Here is a 17,965-nt window from a genome sequence, read left to right as displayed (position 1 = left end):
TTTACGCCGCCTTCAAATCAATCAATGGCAGGTAAAACTGTTTGATCATATCAATCACCCGGTTTTCATCTGTTCCCGCCATGACCAGAGCGCGGAAATCTGCCGATCCCGGCAAGCCTTTTGAATACCAGCCAATATGCTTGCGGGCGATGCGAATGCCCGCATAACTGCCGTAATGGGAGAGGATTTCGGTGTAATGATCCAGCAGGATGGCAAGTTGGTTCTCAAGACAGGGGTCGGCAAGTTCCTCGCCGGTTTTCAGGAAATGAATAACCTGCCCCGGAAACCACGGCCGACCATAAGTGCCCCGGCCAATCATGACGCCATCAGCGCCTGACTGCTCTAACAGGGTTTTGGCATCGTTCAGGGTGGTGACGTCGCCATTACCGATAACAGGGATTGATACGGCTTCCTTAACCTTGGCGATAAACGGCCAATCGGCTTTACCCTTGTAAAACTGGTTGCGGGTGCGTCCATGGACGGTGACCGCCTTGATACCGCAGTCTTCGGCGATTTTTGCCAGTTTCGGTGCGTTTCGACTGTCTGTGTCCCAGCCGGTTCGCATCTTCAGGGTGACTGGAATATCGACCGCTTTGACCACGGTCTCGAGAATTTTCCCGGCCAGAACCTCGTCACGCATTAATGCCGAACCGGCTTCTCCCTTAACCACCTTCTTGACCGGGCAGCCCATGTTGATATCGATGATAGCGGCGCCCCGGTCCTGATTCAGTTTCGCCGCCTCGGCGACAATCTCGGGCTCACAACCTGCCAACTGAACAGCCATCGGCAATTCATCACTGCATGAGGTCGACATTTTAAGGGTTTTTCTGGCGGCTCGAACCATCGCCTTGCTGGCAATCATTTCTGACACCACCAACCCGGCGCCACAACGTTTGACCTGGCGGCGAAACGGCAAATCACTGACCCCGGACATAGGGGCCAGAATAACCGGATCATCGATGATGACGTTACCGATAGAGATGCTCATTTTGCGGACTTTTTACTCTTTTAATGGCACAGTGGCCAAACACCCAAATAAGATGCCTGTTTATTGTGCATATGTGGCAAAAAAGCAACGAAAATAGGGTTTGAAGGGAAAAAAATCAGCCGATCAATACATCGGTGACAAATTTGACACCCGGATACCCCAACGTCAGTAGAAGGTAAGCAAGCAGCACGATACGGGTCACCCGACGTCCCCGGACTCCACTGATGAAATGAGCAGCAAGCAAAACGCCGATAACAGCGAAAGACGTCAACGACAGGATCGCTTTGTGGTCCCAGGTTAAAAAGTGACCGGTTTCCTGATACTGGGTCGCCATTCCGGTGACCAGTCCCAGCCCCAGCACCACTTCGCCGACAATCAACAAACGCACCAAAAGGCTTTCACTTTCGGCGACGGATGGCAACATGCGGGTCAGGGGTGTTGGATGTTTGGTTTTCAGTGCGCGCTCCTGAAGAAAGGCGGCCAATGCAGCGACCGCAGCAATGGTGACCAGGGCGTAAGTGGCGACGGAAACCAGGATATGCGCTTCAATCCAGCCACCCGGCTTGTCCATCAGCGGTCGGGCGACAGGCGCCTGCTGCCAGACAATAGCGAAAACAGCCAGCACAGCCATATACGGGATAAGCAGTGGCGTCAGTCGCCAGGCCTTGTCATTGAGGACGGTAAGGACGGCAAAGATCATCATCGAGGCGGCAATGGTTACCCATAATGTCGTCGACAAGCCGGTTTGCCAGGCACCGGACATCTTGACGATGACCCAAACAAGGGGCCCTGCAACGGCGACGGCCAGTGTCAGCCAGAAGGTAGCGTCCCTGCCCTCATCACCACGCCCGGCCTGACGTCGCTTCAGGGCGACAAAGGCGGAAGGCAACAGGGCCGCAAAGGCGGACAGGCTAAACAGAAATTCTTCCATCATGGCTGGAATTTTACCTTTATAATGTAGTAACACGTGTGCAAATTAGAGCACTTCGGTGACCCCTTTGGACAGAAATTTTATGCTATTTGTTGCGGGATTGATATGAGCGGTTGTATCGCCCTTGTGGTTGGTGCGGGTCGCGGCCATCGTTTCGGCAGTGAAGTGCCCAAACAATATAGCTCTGTTGGCGGATATCCGGTGATCTGGCGCACCCTGAACGCCTTTACCGGGCATCCGCAAATTACGGCTGTGCGCGCTGTCATTCACCCGGATGACAGGGATTTATATGACGCCGCCCTTGCCTGCGGGGATTTACCCGATTTGCTGGAGCCAGTATTTGGCGGACCTAGCCGCCAGCAATCGGTTTGTCTTGGACTGGAAAGTTTAACAGCCATGGCCCCCGAGCTTGTGCTCATTCACGATGCGGCCAGGCCATTTGTCTCCAGCGACATTATCGATCGGGTGATTGACGCATTAGGGAACTCAAAAGGAGCCATCGCTGCCCTGCCCGTCCATGACACGCTAAAAAGCAGCGATGACGGGTTTGTTAAAACAACCCTCGACAGAGCAGGTCTTTGGCGAGCCCAGACACCACAAGGTTTTCATTTTGTCGATATTTTTGAAGCCCACAAAAATTGCGAACCGGATTCAATGACCGACGACGCAGCGGTTGCCGAAAATGCCGGCCTGGCTGTCGAACTTGTTTTGGGCAACGCAGAAAACGTTAAAATAACAACAATGGATGACTTGAAATTGGCTGAGCAAAATCTGACGGATATGGAATATCGAACGGGCACAGGCTTCGATGTCCACCGTTTTTGTAAAGGTGATCAGGTCACTTTGTGCGGTGTCAACATCCCCCACAGCTTCGCCCTGGACGGGCATTCCGATGCCGATGTCGCCTTTCATGCCCTGACCGATGCCCTGCTTGGGGCCATTGGCGCAGAAGATATCGGCAGTCATTTCCCACCCGGCGATACCCGGTGGAAGGATGCATCTTCGGATTTATTTCTTGCCCATGCCCATGATTTGATCAACATGGGTGGTGGCGAAATCGTCAATGTGGATATCACCATTATTTGCGAAGACCCGAAAATCGGCCCCCATCGGAAGGCCATGCGCGAAGCCACCGCCACTGTGCTCGGCATTCAACAACAGCGCATTTCCATCAAGGCGACGACGACAGAACAACTGGGATTTACCGGCCGTAAGGAAGGTATTGCCGCACAGGCGGTAGCCACCGTGAAAACCCCCTGCCTTGCCTGATTGTGTAGAAGTGCCGTAGCATAATGTCTGATAATGATCAGGGGGCATAATAATGGCCAAAAAGCCAAAGGCAACCAACAGCAAGGCAACCGAGCAGCAATTACGCTGGCTTCGGCGTGGTTGCGATCAACCCGCTGGAAAACTCCCGCTTTTTGATAACAATGGCCGCAAGGTCAGTGAACGTACCGTCAAAAGTTGTATTGAACATGGCTGGGCTGAGCCATGGTTTGCCAATCCCTTGAAGCCAGACTGGCTGATTTGTAAATTAACCGATGCTGGTCGTGCCCTTGTTAATTAACGCCTGCTTCGACTGCATTTGCAGTTGTCTGTTTCGATAGTGAACCGATCAAGGTAACAAGATGAAACATAAAGTCTGGACCGAAAGTGACACTGTCATCATTTCCTTTAGCGGCGATATTGATTTGGAATTTTCGGGAGATGTCAGGACCATATTGATGGAAAGCGCACCGCAGGGTCGTTCCATCGTCGTCGATCTGTCGGGGGTTGAACTGATTGACAGTTCCGGTATCGCCAGTCTGCTCGAAGCGTTTCAGAATGCCCGTAAAAAAGGCAAGGATTTCACCATTGCCTCAATCAATCCCTCGGTGATGCGGGTCTTTAATCTGGCCCGGTTGGAAACGGTTTTTGATATAGAAGAGACTCTTGAAGCCGCTCTTAAGCGTTAATCTACAATATCAATATCGACGTAGCCCTTCTCGATGGCGTCACGCAAGGCTTCAAAAGCATCGCGTGCGACTTCAAACAATTCACGCTTTCTTTTAATGTCGTCGATAACGTCGGCCTCCGGCGCACTGCCGCTTTCGTTGAGGCCAACCTTGAAGGCTGCTTCCAGATAGTTAGCCCGCAATTTTCCAACCTGAACGGCGAAAGCAAGGATCGTGTCCTTGTTCAGAATTGGAATCTGTTTGTGGATCAACTCGGTATTGGCGAAACGAATGGCTTGCTCAACCTCGCCAAGGAAATGTTTTTGCTTTAACAGATCTTTATAGTCGTCATTCTCAGACATAAAACAGCCCTCTTTATTATCTTTAAATCTTTGTTATTTCAGAGCATTCCCTATTTCAGGGTGGCTTACAAGCGTGCAATGAATTGTTTGAATAAATTTTGACCCTATATAAATTCCATGAATTCTGCGGCCAACTCTCAATTCATTGATCAGCATCGGCGGCGGCCTTTTTTGCTATATCCGGGAACGGTCCCTGGGCGGGAACAGATGCGGTGGACTTATTGAAGCGTCGCTCACGAATTGAAACATAAATACCACTGCTGATAATGACGGCAATACCAAACCAGGTCCACGTATCGGGAAAGTCCCCAAAGATGACAAATCCAATGATGGTCGCCATGACAATTTCCGAATAGCCAAAGGGTGCCAACACCGATGCCGGCGCATACTCGAAGGCTTTAATCAGCAGGAAGTGACCAGCCGCCGCGCAAAGTCCCATTGCCGCCATCAACAAAAAATCAAACGCCCCGGGCATAATCCATTGAAATGGGACGATGGCACTTGTTACCACGGCCCCGAGAAGGGCCGTATAAGTAAGGGTGACAAGGGGTGGTGAGGTTCCGGAAAGTTTTCGGGTCGCAATCATATAAAAGGCATAGATAATCCCTGCGGCAAGAGCCAAAACAGTGCCTGTATCGATAGATATAAATCCGGGCCGAATGATGATCAGGGCGCCAATAAAACCCGTCCATACAGCAGCCCAACGCCTGGACCCAACCTGTTCACCCAGGAGCACCGGCGACAAGGCCGTTACGATGAGGGGGGAAATAAAAACCAGTGCAAGGGCGTCGGCAATTGGCATTTGGGCGATGGCGGCAAAAAATAAAAATGTCGAGATCAGCAACAATCCGCCGCGGAATATTTGCAATAACGGGTGACGCGGAATTAATGCCGAGGCACCAAAGCGAACGACGACAATGGGCAGAAGATATAACAGGTGAAAGAAATATCGCGCCCAGACGATCTCAACGACCGGGTAGCGGGCACTCAACACCTTGGCCAAACCATCCATGAGGGGGACAATCGACATGGACAGCACGATCAGCAGGATGCCGGTCAGGACGGCTCGCTCGCCGTCGCTCTGGGAATTCACTGCCTATCCGCCCTTGATCGGGGAAAACAGGGTCAGGGTATCACCTTCAACGAGAACGGTTGTTGCGCGCTCGGTTGCGGGAATTGACGTCTCATTGACCAGCGTCATATAGGAATTGATATCGCTAACCCCCAGCATATCAAGAGCATCGGAAAGGCTCGCGCCCTCCTTGAGTTCAAGTTCGTCCTTGCCTTCAGTTGGCAGTTCGGGCATCCGCAGGGCGATGAAATGAAGATGAATTTTCATTTCCGGACTTGCTTTAGTCCAGTGATAGCCGGGTCAGGGTTTTCTTTGTCGGTTCGCCTTTTTTATCCCAGCCACGCAATTCGTAATATTCGGGCAGCATTTTGTCCAACTCACAAACCCGGCCCTTTGCAGCACCGCTTGGGGCTGGTTCCTTGAGCATACGTTCCGGCAAGGTGTCGTCGGCCATGGTTAATCCGGCAGCAAGGTTGAACTGTTTTTCAAGATTCCAGATGCGCTCGCCAACGACAGCAAGGTTTTCTTCTGACCAATCGCCCTCGCAGGCAGCCGACAGCAAGGCCGATATTTCCTCCATGCTATAACCTGGAAACTGACAAATTCCGGCGGAATCCGTTGTACTGGCATCATTTTGGGTATCCACGACGACCTTGGCTTTTCCCTCTGGGCGAATGTGCTCAAAATCATCGCCGTAGGTGCTTGCCCTAAGATGGCATGCACCACGGTTGGACGTGGCGTAGGCCAGGCCCATTCCCTGCATAGCGCGTCCGTCGTAACCGGGAATTTCCTGACCCTTAACGGCCATGGAGAATTCCGGATGGCCGTATTTTTCACACAGGCGGGTCGAACCCATCCCCAGTTCTTCGCCAAATCCTTCGCCGCGGCCGGTTAGTTCAACCATCTTCACCAAAGCTTCGGCTGAACCGAATTTAAGATTGATACCACCGGTTTCCTTTTGGGTAATCGCGCCGGTTTCAAACAGTTCCATAGCGGCAGACAGGGTCGCCCCAAATGAAATCGGGTCCATGCCCTGTTCGTTACAAACGTAATTGGCGTAGGTCGCAGCCTCAATATCATCGACGCCGACCATAGGCCCAAGTGAGTAGCCGGATTCGTATTCAAGGCCGCCCGACACGGTCGGGAAATTCTTGCGTTCGGAAAGAGAAAAATGATCCGGGTCCATTTGCGCGACCCGTCCGCAACCGATTGTGCAGGCAAAGCAGGCCTTGTTGGTTTTCAGATTGGTTTTTCCATCGCTTTTTCTGGGTGCTTTCATGGCCTGAAGGTTGACCGTATCAATACCGTCAAATTGCAATTCGCGATTATTGCGGGTTGGTAAAGAACCATAGGAATTGGTGACATTCATCATCGACATGGTACCGTCTTCGGTCAAACCCTTGGCCTCGTCATCATCGGCGATGCGTTTGTTTGAGACAGCCGCAGCGGCAAGAAACGCTGCCATATCCTTGACCCCGATCCCCTTGTTTCCCTTCACAGCAATAGCTTTCAGCTGCTTGGAGCCCATCACCGCACCCACGCCAGAGCGCCCGGCGGCCCGGTCAAGGTCATTAACGACACAGGCGAAACGCACCATCTTCTCACCGGCGACGCCGATGGAGGCGATTTTGATTTCCGGGTCCTGATGCATGGATTTGATCGCCGGTTCAGTTTCCCAAACAGACTTCCCCCAAATTTCAGATGCATCAAGGAGCTGGGCTTCGTCATCATCGATGAAAAGGTAGACGGGTTTTTCAGAACGGCCCTCGAAAATAACCATATCCCAGCCGGCGTTTTTTAACTCGGCGCCAAAGTGGCCACCTGAATTAGAACACGCGATGACCCCGCCAAGCGCCCCTTTGGTAATGACCGAATAACGCCCACCCGTTGAGGCCGGTGTTCCAGTCAGTGGTCCGGTGGCGAAAATAAGGTTGTTTCCCGGGGAAAGCGGGTCGGCCGCAGGATCACTTTCGGCCATCATATATTTGGTCCCAAGACCGCGTTGACCAAGAAAACCGAAGGCCCAATCCATATTCAATTCTTCACCTTCACAGGTGCCTGCGGTCAAATTGACGCGCAAAACTTTACCTTGCCATGACATGAGGCTTCTCCTTGCCCGTTAGAGAATTTTCTCTTCGGGTTGTTACAGTTTTCCCGATTTAAGCTGATCATTAAAATCAGCAACTTGTTGGTCAATATCGTCGAGTTGGGTTTTCTGGCTCATTTCATAAACGCGCGCCGCCAATTCAATGCGCGAAGCGTTTTGAGAAGCCGCTTCCAGCGTGTCTTTCATGTAATCGTTCATGGAGTTGAACTTGGTTTTCATAATATCCATTTGCTCCATGGCCTTTTCACGGGAAAGCGCGAGCGCTTCCTCCAATGCCCAGATTTGTTCGGTCAACTGAACCATCTGTTCGGACTCAAGCTTTTGTGCGTCCATCAAATCAAAGAAAGACTGGGAAAGATCCTGATTTTCTTTCCTCAGGGCATCCAATTCAAGCTGAAGGCCCAAATTTTCCTGGGTCAGGCCATCAAATTTACCTTCGGCGACTTGTAATAAGGTCTTTAACTGGTCTTCGGCTGACGTCATTGGTTACGGGACCTGTCCAATACGGTTCAATTCAAGAGAGTAAAATAATGATAACCGGTATCCGTTCCCAGTAAATATTTATCTTCGATAAATCCCCAGCCTTTTTTAAATATGAAAAAAGGACCAGCCCATTAAGGCTGATCCTTTCGTCATTTGGTCGGAGCGATAGGATTTGAACCTACGACCCCTACACCCCCAGTGTAGTGCGCTACCAGACTGCGCCACGCTCCGATAATTCTGGTTCTCGCCAATCGGCAGAGGCCGCACTATAAGGGTGCTGGCGATAGGGTGCAACGGGGCAAATGGAGTTGTTTACGCACCCACAAGAGAACGAATGTCTTCAAGCTCGCCAAGGATTGATTTTAGTTCCTTCTGGACTTTGGTGTCTTTGCCTGGCGCGCTTTCAGAGCTTTTTGATTTGCTCTCTTTGACGCTGTCCTTGCCACCTTCCCTGAACAGTTTCTGCACCCCCTTGATGGTGTATCCGTCATCATAAAGAAGATCCCGAATACGGCGCAGAATATCAATGTCCTGGGGACGGTAATAACGACGGCCACCACCGCGCTTCATGGGCTTAATCGCGTTAAATTTGGATTCCCAAAATCGAAGAACGTGCTGGGGAAGGTCAAGTTCCTCAGCGACTTCACTGATGGTTCTGAAGGCGGAACTCGATTTTGCCATGGAAGCGTTCTTTACTTAAGAAGTTTTAAGGACCTTTGTTATTGATCCGGTTCTTTAAAACCTGGGAAGGACGGAAGACGAGAACTTTACGCGGCAGGATCGGAACTTCCTCTCCGGTTTTCGGATTGCGGCCGATACGTTGCCCTTTTTGACGAACGGAAAAACTGCCAAAGGACGATATTTTAACGGTCTCGCCACGAGCCAGCGCATCAGAAACATGGGTCAGGACTGATTCAAGAAGATCAGCTGACTCACTTCGAGACAAACCAACTTCCTGATAGACCGATTCACCTAACTGTGCACGTGTAATTGTTTTTCCGGACATCTTGCTCAATCCTAATTGGCAAATGAGATGGAGAGGTTATCGCTCCCGAAGAAATCCGTCAATATCAAAGGGATGCCGGGAAGTGACTAATTTTGTTGGTGTTATCTACCAGCGGACCAGAGCGGCGCCCCAAGTGAAGCCACCACCCATGGCTTCCATCAGTACAAGTTGTCCTTCCTGTACGCGGCCATCGCGGACGGCTTCGTCCAGGGCCAACGGAATGGATGCGGCAGAAGTGTTGGCGTGCTTGTCGACGGTAATCACAATCCTGTCTTCACCAAGGCCCAGCTTGCGAGCCGTACCCGTAAGGATACGCAGGTTGGCCTGATGGGGAACCAGCCAGTCAATATCTGAACGTTGATAGTCGTTGGCAGCCAGGGCTTCATCGACCACATTGGCCAAATTGACCACAGCATGACGAAAAACCTCACGGCCCGACATCCGTAAATGACCAACGCTCTGGGTTGTTGAGGGCCCGCCGTCTACATAAAGCAAATTGCCGTAGCGGCCATCTGAATGAAGGTGCGTAGAAAGAACGCCTTCTTTTTCGGATTTTTCCAGGACGACAGCACCGCCGCCGTCACCAAACAACACACAGGTTGTACGATCTTCCCAGTCGAGAATGCGCGAAAATGTTTCAGCACCAATAACCAAAACCCGTTCCGCCTGCCCGGCCTTGATGAAATTGTCAGCGGTTGCGAGGGCGTAGATAAAACCCGAACAGACAGCCTGAATATCAAAGGCCGCCCCATGGGTCATGCCAAGTAAGGACTGAACCTTGGTCGCCGTCGATGGGAAGGTGTTGTCAGGTGTCGCTGTAGCCAGCACGATAAGGTCGATTTCGGCAATGCTGATAGCAGCGGCATCAAGGGCGCGAAGTGCTGCCTGATAAGCAATATTGGCCGTTGTTTCGTCATCGGCGGCAATATGACGTTGGCGAATACCGGTGCGTTCGACGATCCACTCATCGGAGGTATCGACGCTCTTCGCCAACTCGGCATTGGTGACAATTCGTTCGGGAAGGTATGAACCGGTACCAGTGATCCGTGAATGTATCGTCATGAATTGCTTAAGGCCTCAGGATGTAACTCATCCAGATGAGAGAGGTCTTCCTTAATAACATCGTTGAGGTCATCGGATATCAGTTCGACCGCGACATCGAGGGCATTGGCGAATCCAAAAGCATCGGTGCCGCCGTGGCTCTTGATGCAAATCCCGTTTAAACCAAGAAACATGGCGCCGTTATAGCGCCGGGGATCGATCCGGTCCTTGAACTTTGATAGAGAATTTTTTGCCAGCAAGGCCCCGATCCTGGAGGAAAGTGAGCCCATCATGGCTTCTTTCAGGAAGGTACTGAACATGCGGGCAGTGCCTTCCGCTGTTTTCAGGGCGATATTGCCGGTGAAGCCGTCTGTGACGACAACGTCAACCGTACCCTTGGTAATATCGTCACCTTCAACAAAACCGTGGAAGCGGATGGGAAGATTGATTTCCTGAAGCATGGCCGCCGCATGTTGCAGTTGTTCATGACCTTTGACATCTTCGGAACCGATGTTGAGGATACCGATGGACGGTTGCTCTATACCCAACACCTTGCGCGCGTAAGCTTCACCCATGACGGCAAACTGGACAAGATTATCGGCGTCGCACTGAACATTGGCGCCCAGGTCCAAAATGATGCAGTCGCCGTGCATGGTCGGGAAGTTTTTAGCGATCGCCGGGCGATCAATACCGGGAAGGGTTTTCAGGACAAATTTCGCCATCGCCATCAAGGCGCCGGTATTGCCAGCCGATACGATTCCTGCGGCTTCGCCATCATTGACCGCGTTAATGGCCAGACGCATGCTTGAATTACGACCGGAACGCAGGGCGACGCCGGCCTTTTCATCGTTGGAAACGGTATCTTCGGTATGACGAACCTGACAAACTTCCCGTACGGATGGTGTTTTATCCAATAGCGGGATTAATTGTTTCTCGTCACCGAACAGCAGGAAATCAACATGCGGCATACGCGCAAGCGCAAGGCTGATGCCATCCACCACCATACCCGGGGCGTTATCACCACCCATGGCGTCAAGTGAAAGCGTTAAATTACGCGTACTCACAGAAAAGTCCTTGTGTAGTGACCAGAAAACCAGGAACTAATCCTATACAGGATTAGGCGGCGTCACCAGCTTCCATGACTTCACGGCCTTTGTATTGACCACAAGATGCGCAAACGTGATGCGGGCGCTTTAATTCGCCGCATTCAGAGCATTCCTCATAGCTCGCGCCCTTAAGCGCGTCATGGGAACGGCGCATGTTGCGACGCGATTTTGAAATTTTCTTTTTAGGGACGGCCATAATCAGTTCTCTCGGTTGCGCTTACATAGAGCGAAGCGGTGTTTCTTATACAATAAATGCCCCCGGGGCAAGCTGCATCACAGATAAATTTTATTTCTTTTTCAGCTGTTCAAGGACGGCAAACGGATTAGCCCTCTGTGTACCATCATCGTCCCCGGCGCTCGATAAATCATTGAAGACAGCATCATCGGCACGTGGAAAGGGATCAATCTCCAATAATAGCTGTTCGGCGACGCTTTCGCCAAGATCAAAACCACCGTCGGTCATTGTATCCGGCGGCTCGGGAATCTCCTCATCAAGCCCCCTCTCCTCTTCATCGGGTTCAACGTCACTGCCAAAATAAGCTTTAGCTGTAGCGCTAAATGTGCGCTCAAAAGTAAAATCATAATGATTTTTCAATGGCTTGGAAGAAACAACGCAAGCCTGGATATAATCTGCACTGCAATCACACGAAACGTGCACCAGATCTGATGATTGCCTGGACACGACAGCGTTAACCTTCAGGCTGTCCAGGCTCAACAGATCGAGACGTTTGGCAAGCGCTTTGCGTTCGTCGTTACTGGCTTCGATATGATAAGTTTTTTCGGCTTCCTTCACTGTCTCGCAGTTGATGAAAAAGCTGAATTCCGGTTTTATATCCATCGCTTTATTCATGCCTCCAATCCCGATGGCGGACTAAATTGAAGCTCGCCTTTCATCAGGGCATCGACTGTACAGGCATCCAGACGGGCAGCCTCACGGCGCATATAGGCGACGAAAAGAGCCAGATTCTTCGGCGTCGTCTCATTTTCGCGAAACAGGTTGCGTTCAAGGGCTGACGCCAAATTCGTATCATCGTCCTGTGAAAGTCCCTGATCGTAAGATTCAAGGCGGCCATAAAAGGCTTTGGCCATCTTCTTGACCCTGACGAGCACTCCCATGTCCCCTATTCCCATTTCACGCAGGTTCAGGTCGATATCGTCGAACATGTAATCAAACAGGGCCTGAGACAGTTTACGGGTTTGCTCAACGTCAGATTTCAAACGACGGATGACAATAATCATATGCAGGGAGATCATATCAAAACGTCCGTCGAAGGTGTCGGCAACGCCAAGGTCTTTGTAAAAGACAGGCAACCGCGCCTGCTCGACGATGATTTGATACATCTTATGGGCGGTTTCTTTCTCGCGGGAAAAAGAGAAAAAATTCTTCAGGATGTTCATTTTAATATCTGACTTTTGATAACAGACTTCGATTGCTGTGTTTTATCATGTACTAATAGGTATCTGATGCAGTATAGACGCACCCTCTGCCTTAACGGGGGCCAAGTAATAATGTCGATATCAAAACCTTCAAAGCTTTTATTTTCCTTTTGCCTGATGGCGCTACTTGGCGCCTGTACACCGAAGATTGACGTGCGCGGCAATTTGCCTGACCCGGAACGCCTAAGCGAGATCGTGCCGGGCGAACAATCACGCGCTGAAATCAAGGAAATTCTCGGAACCCCGTCCACCATTGCCGTTTTTGATCAGGAGACCTGGTTCTATATCTCCCAACGGACCGAAACCCTTGCCTTCTTCGAGCCCGAGGTCAAAGAGAGAAAAGTCCTTATCCTGAAATTCGACGAGGAAGGATTTGTCACGACGATCGAAACCCTTACGGCGGAAAACGGCAAAAAGATCCAGCCCATTGATCGCAAAACGCCAACCGCCGGCAACGAATTCACCCTGATAGATCAGTTGTTCGGAAACCTGGGCCGCTTCAACTAAGGCACAAAATCAAGTCATAAAAAGTCCCCAGAAGGCGAACCCTCCGGGGACTTTAATTTGTAATGATGGTCTTCTGAATTAGGACAGAATTGCCAGCATCAGAATGGCCACAATGTTGATGATCTTGATCATCGGGTTAATGGCTGGACCTGCGGTATCCTTGTAGGGATCACCGACGGTATCACCAGTAACCGCAGCCTTGTGGGCGTCTGAGCCCTTGCCGCCGTGGTTGCCATCTTCGATGTACTTCTTGGCGTTATCCCACGCACCGCCACCTGATGTCATCGAGATAGCGACGAAAAGCCCGGTGACGATGGAACCCAGCAGCATCGCACCAAGGGCCGTAAAGGCGGCTCCCTGACCAGCAATAGGCATTATGACGAAATAGATGACGACCGGGGCCAGAACCGGCAGCAATGAAGGAACAATCATTTCCTTGATCGCGGTCTTGGTCAGCATGTCGACACATTTACCGTATTCCGGCTTGCCTGTGCCTTCCATAATACCGGGAATTTCCCTGAACTGACGGCGGATTTCAACCACCAGTTCGCCACCCGCGCGACCAACGGCCATCATTCCCATGGAACCGAACAGGAATGGCAATAGGCCACCAATGAACAGGCCGACAACGACAAACGGGTCTTGCAGGTTGAAGGTGACGTTGACATCGGGGAAGTAGTGTTTGAGGTCCTCGGTATACGCGGCGAACAGGACCAGGGCGGCAAAACCGGCCGAACCAATGGCGTAGCCTTTGGTGACGGCTTTGGTTGTATTGCCAACGGCGTCCAATGCGTCAGTCGTCTTGCGGACTTCCTCGGGAAGTTCAGCCATTTCGGCAATGCCACCTGCATTATCGGTAACCGGACCGAAAGCATCCAACGCGACAACCATACCAGCCAGGGCCAGCATCGTTGTTGCGGCGATGGCCAGGCCAAACAGACCGGCTGTCAGGAATGCTGAAATAATGCCGCCACAGATAACAATAACCGGCAGCGCCGTCGATTCCATGGAAATCGCCAGGCCCTGAATAATGTTGGTTGCGTCCCCGGTTTCAGAAGCCGCAGCAACACTTTTAACCGGACGGTGTTCTGTGCCGGTGTAATATTCAGTGATCCAGACGATCAGCCCGGTAACGACCAGGCCCGTCAGAGCACTTAGGAACAAATCCATACCAGTGATGGAGCGTCCTGCTGCAGTGAACGTGGCATCAAAGCCAAACATCCAGCTGATAATACCGGCAATCAGGATGGCGGAAATCACCATGCTGGCGATGAACCCTTTGTAAAGCGCCCCCATGATGTTGTTGGAAGCACCAAGCTTGACGAACCATGTGGCGATCACCGAACCCAGGATACAGACCGCACCAATAACCAGCGGAAAGGCCATCATCGTTTGCTGAGCCTGACCAGTGAAGAAGATAGCGGCCAGCAACATGGTGCCAACCATGGTCACAGCGTAGGTTTCAAAAAGGTCGGCGGCCATACCGGCGCAATCGCCAACGTTGTCGCCAACGTTATCGGCAATAACACCCGGGTTACGCGGATCATCTTCTGGAATACCGGCTTCAATTTTACCGACAAGGTCAGCACCGACATCCGCACCCTTGGTGAAGATGCCGCCACCCAACCGGGCGAAGATTGAAATCAGTGAAGCGCCAAAGCCAAGGGCGACAAGGGCCTCAAGCAAATGCCGCATCCCTTCAGGTGTATCACCCAGGCCCATGTTTAGAAGCACCATGTAGTAACCAGCCAGGCCCAGCAGAGCCAGACCGACAACCAGCATACCGGTGATGGCCCCGGACTTGAAAGCAATGTCCAAGCCACCGGCAAGACCAACGCTGCGCGCGGCTTCGGCGGTACGGACGTTGGCGCGAACCGAAACGTTCATGCCAACATAACCGGCCAGTCCCGAAAGAATGGCGCCAATGAAGAAACCAACGGCGACCAGAAGCCCCAGCTTAAGACCCAGCAAAATGCCGATAACGACACCGACCATGGCAATGGCCGAATATTGACGGTTCAGGTAGGCGCGTGCGCCTTCCTGAATGGCGCTGGCAATTTCCTGCATTCGGTCGGTACCAGCCGGTGCGGCCAGAACGGAACGAATGGCATAAACGCCGTAAAGAAGCGCAATAACGCCACCGGCAATGATTAAAGTATAGACGTTCGACATGCTTTACATACCTCGTTTGATGGACAGTCCCAGGCTTCTCAAGGGTAAGAGAATCAGGGGACACACAAAAAATTCAGGGGGAAAATGACAGAATCGAGTTTCCAAAGCAACCGGGCACTTGTAAAGCCGTCCCGGAAAGGAAAATAATTAAAATTTCAAACAATCAAAAGCAATTAACTGACTGAAATGCCTTGAATATTAGATATTTTTAATTAACGGGCATTTTGCCGGCTACATCTACTTTAGGGATTGTTTTAGGGACTTCATATTAGTGTTTTGACAAAATCAACGTTCGTTGACTTCTTCAATAATGACATTGTTTATGACATTGGGCCCCATCACCTTCTCACCAATCATCATCAGGCGTTCGGTCAGAATGTCCGTATTGAGTTTATTTTGACGACGAATGACGCGCGGGATAAAGACGTAAAGATCCTTGAAAAAAGAGTCGCCCAGGCGTGGCAGAAGTTTTGTGACCTTCTCTTCGTTTTCCTTACCGATCACTTCCAAATTCAATTTTATCATCACCGTGGCGGCGACCCTGTCTTCGGCTAAAATGGAAATATATAAATCATCCATTGCGATAACGACGGGCGGCACATCGGGGATGGCCTCTTCCTCAGCTTTTAAATCTTCTTCACTGACCTGTTCAAACGGGCCAATTTGAAGAAATTTTAAAACACTGACCGTTCCGCCCGAAAGCATCAGAAAAACGGAGAAAATAATGACAACTTTTTTGATGTCCATAACGCAAGCAGTCCTCAAACAACAATATTATTCGCTCAAAAAACCTTGTGTGAAACCTTATCGTGTCCCCCTCAAATGTGGAAGCGTTCGTTAAATTAATCAAAAATGCCGATAACCAGGTGCAGGCATTTTGATTTCCTGACCTGACGCGTTCATCACCTTGACCGTATTGCCTTCGCCGACTTCATCGACGACACCAACCCGGGTCAGGGGAAGGTTCAATTCCTCGGCAACGCTGGCGACGGAATTTTGTCGCTCTGGCGGCACACAAAAAAGCAATTCATAGTCATCACCACCCGACATCATGACCGTCAACAAGTCGGGATCATCTTCAACTACCCCCTGCCCGACCCTCGACAAGGGAATATCAGCAGCCTGAATTGTGGCGGTGACTTTCGAGGACAGGCAAATATGCCCCAAATCCTGTACCAGTCCGTCGGATATATCTATCGCGGCGCTGGCCAGTCCGAATAACCGCTGGCCAAGGTCAAGCCTCGGTTGCGGGCGGTGATGACGCTCGGTGAGGATTTCAAGACTCGAAGGTTCCAATTCAGAGAAATCCCCCTGAACAGCCGCCAGTCCAAGTGTCGCATCGCCGATCTGGCCGCTGACGTAGATTATGTCACCCGGCTTGGCGTTTGATCGTTTCATGTCCTGACCGGTTTTGACCCATCCCATGGCGGTGATGCTCAAGGACAGAGGCCCCGGCGTGGCTACAGTGTCGCCGCCGACCAGAGTAATGCCGTAGATCGCCTGTTCCACCTGCAGGGCCTGGGCGAAGCTGTCGAGCCAGTCGTCCCCATAGATGCCATCGCCACCACTGGGCAAGGACAGGGACAATGTGTACCAGGCCGGCTCTGCGCCCATTGCTGCAAGGTCCGAAAGATTGACCCGCAAGGTCTTGGCGGCAATGAAATGAGGTGGTGTGAATTCAAGAAAATGAACACCGGAAACCAGCGTATCCATTGTAACGACGAGGCGATGTCCTTGTTTCGGCGACAGCACGGCGGCGTCATTGGACAATTCCCCGGCTCCGCTTTCAGCGCTTGCCAGGGGTTTGAAGTACTTCCCGATCAGATCAAATTCGCCGGGCCTGTCATTCACTTTAAAATTCCATCGCCCGCAGCACCCTGGCTATTTTATCAAGTACGCCATTTACCAGAGCCGGTTTGTTATCGTCAAAAAAGGCTTTCGCCACATTGACGTATTCGTTGATGACCACCCGCGCCGGAACCTCGCCCATGGCAAGTAACTCGAATGTTCCGGCTCGCAGGATTGCCCGTAAGATCACTTCAAGGCGCTCGACGCTCCAATCATCTGACAGGGATGGACCGATGATGCCGTCCAGTTCACTGCATTTTTCTGTGACCCCACGAACAAGTTCAGCCAGCAAAACGCCGTCAGGGGCAGCCATTTCAGGCAAATCTTCTTCCCCTTCGGTGGCCATAGCCAACGCAGATTTCCAGCGTTGGCGAAGGAATTCATCCAAAACGGGGTCGGCGTCGATACCCGTCATATCTATTTCATAAAGGGCTTGTACGGCGACAAGTCTGGCTGACGAACGGTCGATTTCCGGGTTGGTTTTTTCTTCTTCGGTCGCAGCATTCATCGCGGCACAAGACGGAAGTGTTTTTTAACGTCCATCATCCTCAAGCAAGCGCTGGCGACATCGCCACCCTTGTTCTTTTTGCTGACGTCAGCCCGCTCCCACGCCTGATCCCGGTTTTCAACGGTCAAAATACCGTAACCCAGGGCAACGCTGTATTTCATGGCGATGTCCATAAGCGCCCGTGTTGATTCCTGACAGACATAATCATAATGACTTGTCTCACCCCTGATCACACAGCCGAAACCGATAAACCCGGCATAGCGGCTCATTGCCGATCCGATTTCCATGGAGCGGATGGCGAAGCGAATAGCCTGGGGGACTTCAAAAGCACCGGGCACCGCAAGTCGCTCATAGTTCATGCCTGCTTCATCAAGAACGGCGGCAGCACCGCGGGCCAGTTCATCAGCGATATCATCGTAGAAGCGGCCCTCGACGATCAGGACGCTTGGTGTTTCAGACATCA

At 51.5% G+C, this 17,965-nt stretch carries 23 protein-coding genes and 1 tRNA gene; 4 read left to right on the top strand and 20 right to left on the bottom strand.

The annotated features are described in order from the left end of the window. Position 1: 1 nt before the first annotated feature. Both dusB and ccsA read right to left on the bottom strand, forming a co-directional pair. The gene (gene dusB / locus HOL66_12340; GenBank protein ID MBT5245020.1) at positions 2-988 is read right to left on the bottom strand and encodes a tRNA dihydrouridine synthase DusB; all 987 of its coding nucleotides are present in this window, start codon (positions 986-988) and stop codon (positions 2-4) included. 115 nt (positions 989-1,103) lie between these two features. Beyond that, entirely contained in the window at positions 1,104-1,922 is an 819-nt protein-coding gene (gene ccsA / locus HOL66_12335) for a cytochrome c biogenesis protein CcsA (GenBank protein MBT5245019.1), read from the bottom strand. Positions 1,923-2,024: 102 nt separating this feature from the next. On the opposite strand from ccsA, the gene HOL66_12330 reads away from it, so the two are divergent. The 3 genes from HOL66_12330 (at position 2,025) to HOL66_12320 (ending at position 3,874) form a co-directional block, all read left to right on the top strand. Next, positions 2,025-3,188, top strand: a complete 1,164-nt coding sequence (locus tag HOL66_12330; protein MBT5245018.1) for a bifunctional 2-C-methyl-D-erythritol 4-phosphate cytidylyltransferase/2-C-methyl-D-erythritol 2,4-cyclodiphosphate synthase — start codon at positions 2,025-2,027, stop codon at positions 3,186-3,188. Between the two features lie 52 nt (positions 3,189-3,240). After that, positions 3,241-3,486 (top strand): hypothetical protein, encoded by a 246-nt coding sequence (locus tag HOL66_12325; GenBank protein MBT5245017.1) that lies wholly within the window; start codon positions 3,241-3,243, stop codon positions 3,484-3,486. 61 nt (positions 3,487-3,547) lie between these two features. After that, entirely contained in the window at positions 3,548-3,874 is a 327-nt protein-coding gene (locus HOL66_12320) for an STAS domain-containing protein (protein MBT5245016.1), read from the top strand. Here the strand turns inward: HOL66_12320 and HOL66_12315 are convergent. From HOL66_12315 to HOL66_12255, 13 genes are all read right to left on the bottom strand, one after another. Next, positions 3,871-4,215 (bottom strand): hypothetical protein, encoded by a 345-nt coding sequence (locus HOL66_12315; protein ID MBT5245015.1) that lies wholly within the window; start codon positions 4,213-4,215, stop codon positions 3,871-3,873. The two genes, HOL66_12320 and HOL66_12315, sit on opposite strands and share 4 nt — an antisense overlap. A gap of 142 nt (positions 4,216-4,357) precedes the next feature. Further along, positions 4,358-5,275: a DMT family transporter gene (locus tag HOL66_12310; protein MBT5245014.1), complete on the bottom strand. Its 918-nt coding sequence runs from the start codon at positions 5,273-5,275 to the stop codon at positions 4,358-4,360. 36 nt (positions 5,276-5,311) lie between these two features. Beyond that, complete coding sequence (locus HOL66_12305; GenBank protein ID MBT5245013.1) at positions 5,312-5,554, bottom strand: MoaD/ThiS family protein; 243 nt, start codon at positions 5,552-5,554, stop codon at positions 5,312-5,314. 13 nt (positions 5,555-5,567) lie between these two features. Further along, entirely contained in the window at positions 5,568-7,388 is a 1,821-nt protein-coding gene (locus HOL66_12300) for an aldehyde ferredoxin oxidoreductase family protein (GenBank protein ID MBT5245012.1), read from the bottom strand. Between the two features lie 42 nt (positions 7,389-7,430). Further along, positions 7,431-7,877 carry a hypothetical protein gene (locus HOL66_12295; protein MBT5245011.1) on the bottom strand — a complete coding sequence of 149 codons (447 nt, stop codon included), beginning with the start codon at positions 7,875-7,877 and terminating at the stop codon, positions 7,431-7,433. 154 nt (positions 7,878-8,031) lie between these two features. Then, positions 8,032-8,108 (bottom strand) — tRNA-Pro (locus tag HOL66_12290). A gap of 81 nt (positions 8,109-8,189) precedes the next feature. Beyond that, positions 8,190-8,558 carry a MerR family transcriptional regulator gene (locus HOL66_12285; GenBank protein ID MBT5245010.1) on the bottom strand — a complete coding sequence of 123 codons (369 nt, stop codon included), beginning with the start codon at positions 8,556-8,558 and terminating at the stop codon, positions 8,190-8,192. A gap of 25 nt (positions 8,559-8,583) precedes the next feature. Further along, positions 8,584-8,883 (bottom strand): integration host factor subunit alpha, encoded by a 300-nt coding sequence (locus tag HOL66_12280; protein MBT5245009.1) that lies wholly within the window; start codon positions 8,881-8,883, stop codon positions 8,584-8,586. Between the two features lie 105 nt (positions 8,884-8,988). Then, entirely contained in the window at positions 8,989-9,945 is a 957-nt protein-coding gene (locus tag HOL66_12275; protein MBT5245008.1) for a ketoacyl-ACP synthase III, read from the bottom strand. Next, entirely contained in the window at positions 9,942-10,952 is a 1,011-nt protein-coding gene (gene plsX / locus HOL66_12270; GenBank protein MBT5245007.1) for a phosphate acyltransferase PlsX, read from the bottom strand. Before plsX ends, HOL66_12275 begins: the two co-directional genes overlap by 4 nt. 88 nt (positions 10,953-11,040) lie before the next feature. Then, entirely contained in the window at positions 11,041-11,226 is a 186-nt protein-coding gene (gene rpmF / locus HOL66_12265) for a 50S ribosomal protein L32 (protein MBT5245006.1), read from the bottom strand. A gap of 90 nt (positions 11,227-11,316) precedes the next feature. Next, positions 11,317-11,880, bottom strand: a complete 564-nt coding sequence (locus tag HOL66_12260) for a DUF177 domain-containing protein (GenBank protein ID MBT5245005.1) — start codon at positions 11,878-11,880, stop codon at positions 11,317-11,319. After that, positions 11,877-12,428 carry a ubiquinol-cytochrome C chaperone gene (locus HOL66_12255; GenBank protein ID MBT5245004.1) on the bottom strand — a complete coding sequence of 184 codons (552 nt, stop codon included), beginning with the start codon at positions 12,426-12,428 and terminating at the stop codon, positions 11,877-11,879. Before HOL66_12255 ends, HOL66_12260 begins: the two co-directional genes overlap by 4 nt. 111 nt (positions 12,429-12,539) lie before the next feature. Here HOL66_12255 and HOL66_12250 point away from each other — a divergent pair, with 111 nt between their 5' ends. After that, positions 12,540-12,974: an outer membrane protein assembly factor BamE gene (locus HOL66_12250; GenBank protein ID MBT5245003.1), complete on the top strand. Its 435-nt coding sequence runs from the start codon at positions 12,540-12,542 to the stop codon at positions 12,972-12,974. Between the two features lie 78 nt (positions 12,975-13,052). On the opposite strand, the gene HOL66_12245 is transcribed toward HOL66_12250, so the two are convergent. The 5 genes from HOL66_12245 to HOL66_12225 form a co-directional block, all read right to left on the bottom strand. Then, on the bottom strand, positions 13,053-15,146 hold the full coding sequence (locus HOL66_12245; GenBank protein ID MBT5245002.1) for a sodium-translocating pyrophosphatase: 2,094 nt from the start codon (positions 15,144-15,146) through the stop codon (positions 13,053-13,055). Between the two features lie 285 nt (positions 15,147-15,431). Continuing rightward, complete coding sequence (locus tag HOL66_12240) at positions 15,432-15,893, bottom strand: hypothetical protein (GenBank protein MBT5245001.1); 462 nt, start codon at positions 15,891-15,893, stop codon at positions 15,432-15,434. Positions 15,894-15,992: 99 nt separating this feature from the next. After that, the gene (gene thiL, locus HOL66_12235) at positions 15,993-16,997 is read right to left on the bottom strand and encodes a thiamine-phosphate kinase (GenBank protein MBT5245000.1); all 1,005 of its coding nucleotides are present in this window, start codon (positions 16,995-16,997) and stop codon (positions 15,993-15,995) included. Between the two features lies 1 nt (position 16,998). After that, the gene (gene nusB / locus HOL66_12230; protein MBT5244999.1) at positions 16,999-17,502 is read right to left on the bottom strand and encodes a transcription antitermination factor NusB; all 504 of its coding nucleotides are present in this window, start codon (positions 17,500-17,502) and stop codon (positions 16,999-17,001) included. Continuing rightward, positions 17,499-17,963 carry a 6,7-dimethyl-8-ribityllumazine synthase gene (locus tag HOL66_12225; GenBank protein MBT5244998.1) on the bottom strand — a complete coding sequence of 155 codons (465 nt, stop codon included), beginning with the start codon at positions 17,961-17,963 and terminating at the stop codon, positions 17,499-17,501. Before HOL66_12225 ends, nusB begins: the two co-directional genes overlap by 4 nt. Positions 17,964-17,965 lie beyond the last annotated feature (2 nt).

It is taken from the genome of Rhodospirillaceae bacterium, assembly GCA_018662005.1.
Classification (GTDB): domain Bacteria; phylum Pseudomonadota; class Alphaproteobacteria; order Rhodospirillales; family JABHCV01; genus JACNJU01.
The sequence above is the reverse complement of the archived record's forward strand: the minus strand, read 5'-3'. Positions and strand labels throughout refer to the sequence as shown.

Coding starts and splice junctions, on each gene's coding strand:
- HOL66_12275 (MBT5245008.1), bottom strand. CDS start 9,945: ATGACGATACATTCACGGATCACTGGTACCGGTTCATACCTTCCCGAA.
- ccsA (MBT5245019.1), bottom strand. CDS start 1,922: ATGATGGAAGAATTTCTGTTTAGCCTGTCCGCCTTTGCGGCCCTGTTG.
- HOL66_12320 (MBT5245016.1), top strand. CDS start 3,548: ATGAAACATAAAGTCTGGACCGAAAGTGACACTGTCATCATTTCCTTT.
- HOL66_12255 (MBT5245004.1), bottom strand. CDS start 12,428: ATGAACATCCTGAAGAATTTTTTCTCTTTTTCCCGCGAGAAAGAAACC.
- HOL66_12300 (MBT5245012.1), bottom strand. CDS start 7,388: ATGTCATGGCAAGGTAAAGTTTTGCGCGTCAATTTGACCGCAGGCACC.
- HOL66_12240 (MBT5245001.1), bottom strand. CDS start 15,893: ATGGACATCAAAAAAGTTGTCATTATTTTCTCCGTTTTTCTGATGCTT.
- HOL66_12285 (MBT5245010.1), bottom strand. CDS start 8,558: ATGGCAAAATCGAGTTCCGCCTTCAGAACCATCAGTGAAGTCGCTGAG.
- dusB (MBT5245020.1), bottom strand. CDS start 988: ATGAGCATCTCTATCGGTAACGTCATCATCGATGATCCGGTTATTCTG.
- HOL66_12280 (MBT5245009.1), bottom strand. CDS start 8,883: ATGTCCGGAAAAACAATTACACGTGCACAGTTAGGTGAATCGGTCTAT.
- HOL66_12305 (MBT5245013.1), bottom strand. CDS start 5,554: ATGAAAATTCATCTTCATTTCATCGCCCTGCGGATGCCCGAACTGCCA.
- HOL66_12225 (MBT5244998.1), bottom strand. CDS start 17,963: ATGTCTGAAACACCAAGCGTCCTGATCGTCGAGGGCCGCTTCTACGAT.
- HOL66_12260 (MBT5245005.1), bottom strand. CDS start 11,880: ATGAATAAAGCGATGGATATAAAACCGGAATTCAGCTTTTTCATCAAC.
- HOL66_12245 (MBT5245002.1), bottom strand. CDS start 15,146: ATGTCGAACGTCTATACTTTAATCATTGCCGGTGGCGTTATTGCGCTT.
- HOL66_12315 (MBT5245015.1), bottom strand. CDS start 4,215: ATGTCTGAGAATGACGACTATAAAGATCTGTTAAAGCAAAAACATTTC.
- HOL66_12250 (MBT5245003.1), top strand. CDS start 12,540: ATGTCGATATCAAAACCTTCAAAGCTTTTATTTTCCTTTTGCCTGATG.
- nusB (MBT5244999.1), bottom strand. CDS start 17,502: ATGAATGCTGCGACCGAAGAAGAAAAAACCAACCCGGAAATCGACCGT.
- HOL66_12325 (MBT5245017.1), top strand. CDS start 3,241: ATGGCCAAAAAGCCAAAGGCAACCAACAGCAAGGCAACCGAGCAGCAA.
- HOL66_12330 (MBT5245018.1), top strand. CDS start 2,025: ATGAGCGGTTGTATCGCCCTTGTGGTTGGTGCGGGTCGCGGCCATCGT.
- rpmF (MBT5245006.1), bottom strand. CDS start 11,226: ATGGCCGTCCCTAAAAAGAAAATTTCAAAATCGCGTCGCAACATGCGC.
- HOL66_12295 (MBT5245011.1), bottom strand. CDS start 7,877: ATGACGTCAGCCGAAGACCAGTTAAAGACCTTATTACAAGTCGCCGAA.
- plsX (MBT5245007.1), bottom strand. CDS start 10,952: ATGGGTGGTGATAACGCCCCGGGTATGGTGGTGGATGGCATCAGCCTT.